The sequence below is a fragment of the Ferruginibacter sp. genome (genome assembly GCF_031430955.1).
GTDB lineage: Bacteria > Bacteroidota > Bacteroidia > Chitinophagales > Chitinophagaceae > Ferruginibacter.
On sequence record NZ_JANPCM010000409.1, the window covers coordinates 1 to 1,581 of the forward strand.

General features: G+C 34.7%; 2 protein-coding genes. Both read right to left on the bottom strand.

Annotated features, from left to right (window positions below; genetic code table 11):
• Positions 1-21: 21 nt before the first annotated feature.
• On the bottom strand, positions 22-831 hold the full coding sequence (locus tag ACY65O_RS11455; RefSeq protein ID WP_462220992.1) for a glutaminyl-peptide cyclotransferase: 810 nt from the start codon (positions 829-831) through the stop codon (positions 22-24).
• Between the two features lie 144 nt (positions 832-975).
• The coding region (locus ACY65O_RS11460; protein ID WP_462220993.1) for a saccharopine dehydrogenase family protein at positions 976-1,581 on the bottom strand (606 nt) is incomplete at its 5' end.

The window sequence follows — 1,581 nt, forward strand, 5'->3', positions numbered from 1 at the left end:
TATTTATGTAATTGCAAAAAATTAGTTCAAGGTTATCTCAAACATTTTAGGCCAGCGCTTGCCGGTAATAAATAATTTTTTTGAGGCGCTGTCGTAAGCAATACCATTAAGCACCTCATCTTCTGGCACAGGAATATAACCCGGTGCATTCTTTTGAATAATACCCGGCAAATCAATTTTACCAGTAACATGGCCACTTGATGGATCAATCTTTATAATGAAATCAGATTGATAAACATTAGCATAAACAAAGCCATCAATATATTCCAGTTCATTTATAGAATCAATCGGAACCCCATCTTCAGTAACAGCAACGGTGCTTTTTACCCTGAAAGTTTCCGCATCTACAAAATATAAATTGGCAGTACCATCGCTTATAATTAAATCGGTACCATTATTAGTAATACCCCAACCCTGGTAAGGCCAGTTAAAAGTTTTAAGAGGTTTATCAATATTGTTTATATCATACACATACACAATATTGTTTTTCCAGGTAAGCTGATAAATTTTTCCTTTAAAAATATTGATGCCTTCACCAAATATTTCTGTACTTCCCATTAAATGTTTCTTTTCTACCTTACCGGTTTTTAAATCGCTGATACGTAAAGATGAATTAGCCCAGTCACCTGTTCCTTCATATAATTTGCCATTATACATTTGCAACCCTTGAGTGTAAGCACTGGTATCATGCGGATAAATGTTTACAATATTGTAAGCAATTTTTGGAGCGTCTTTATGTACAAGATCAGGATCAACAGGGTCAATTGTTTTATCTCCGCCATTACAGGCAGCTAAAAAAATAACCAGTGCTGAAGCGAAAGTGTATTTCATAATTTAAATGTATCAGCAAATGTAGTAAACTGCAACTGATGTACTGTCTTTTTACTTATAAAATATTGTAAATACCTGCAGTTTAAAATGTTTGAAAGTAATCACAATACTGGAAATCCAAAACAGTTAATAATGATCAATGACTCAATGATTCATTTCCGAACTTGTATAAATTACATTGCGCTCACTCAAATAATTCAGTATAAAATTAAAACAATTTTCGTCCTTACCCACCAGCTCCGGAGGAAAAACACCTTTGGCGATAAATAATTTATTTATCAGCATGTTTACTGCCGCAGTAGCGGTGTAGCCGGTTGTGCGGCCCATGCTGCTGGTTTGTGTTACTGCATCATATTCATCGTACAAAAGGTAATTAATAGTTTTGCCTTCAGCTTTTATTGCAATGGTCATCAAAGTAAATTCTTCTTCGGCAGCGCCTAATTTCCATTCATCAAAAAGTAATGCTGAGGTAAATTCTAATGGGGATATTTTTTGTCCTTTAAAATTAACAGGAGCAGTATTTAAAAAACCTGCTTTTATCAGGCCTTTCATTAAATCTATATGCCCCGGGTAACGCAATGTTTTTTCTTTCATGTTAGGTATATGCTTCATCGTAAATAAAATGCTGCGTAAACCATCGGTATTAAAAGATTCCAGTGTACCCACTTTTTCAAAATCAATAAATTCAGCATCGCTCAATGCAGGTTTAGTAACAATATTTCCGTTCTCTGCATAACGGGCTGGTCTTGT

Bases quoted from the DNA above. Each gene is read 5' to 3' on its own strand.
- ACY65O_RS11455 (WP_462220992.1), bottom strand. From the start codon at position 831: ATGAAATACACTTTCGCTTCAGCACTGGTTATTTTTTTAGCTGCCTGT.